Origin of the sequence: Subtercola boreus, assembly GCF_003399625.1 — a bacterium.
Taxonomy (GTDB): domain Bacteria; phylum Actinomycetota; class Actinomycetes; order Actinomycetales; family Microbacteriaceae; genus Subtercola; species Subtercola boreus_C.
In genome coordinates this window covers 1-676 of record NZ_NBXA01000035.1, presented here as the reverse complement: position 1 = coordinate 676, position 676 = coordinate 1, and the positions used below count along the sequence as shown (strand labels likewise).

The following is a 676-nucleotide window of genomic DNA, read 5'->3' as shown; positions in this document are numbered from 1 at the left end:
GCGACGGCTTCGACGGCGGGGAGGTAGAGGGTGAGGTAGGCCATGCCGTCGGTGGCGGGGTCGAGGTCGAGGCGGCGCCGGGCGGCAGCGTCGAGGTGTCGTTGCACGGCGGTGCGGGGTTGGGCGTGTTCGATGGCGGCGCGGGCGAGGGTGTCGAGGCGTTGCACGGTGACGCGGCGGGCGTGGGGCAGCAGGTCGTGCTCGTATGCTCCGAGGGCGGCGACAGGGAGGGTGTTGCTGTGTTGCACGATCTTCTCGGCGTGCCGGTAGGAGATCGCCCCAGCCTGTAGGGCGGTACGGGTGGCGGTGAACGTGCTGGTGAGGGCTTCGCTGGTGTGAAGGAGGCGCCGGGTGTCGTTCTCGGAGGTGTGCAGGGCGACGGCGAGTTCGGTGATGATCTGGCGTTCGATGATCATGTCGCTTGACCATTGCGGGCCACCGGTGAACGAGTCGGTGGTGTGAAGGGCGGTGCCCGCGACGCGGGCCTCCTCCACGAGACCTGCGAGATGCGCGTGCGCGGCCGCGATGGCCCTGTGAGCCGTGACGACCGCGGTGACCGCGGCCGCGAACCGGCCACGCCGGGTCGGCAGGCCTGCTGACGTGGCCAGCGGCGCGGCAGAGCCGGCGGGTGCCGCCGTCTCCGGCCTGTCGATGGTGAGTGTTTCTCGGGTCATGC

The 676-nt window shown here is 71.0% G+C and carries 1 protein-coding gene; it reads right to left on the bottom strand.

The genetic code is table 11. From position 1 onward, the window contains the following. A partial coding sequence (locus B7R21_RS17885) for a DUF222 domain-containing protein (RefSeq protein WP_116284623.1) occupies positions 1-676 on the bottom strand: 676 nt, incomplete at both ends.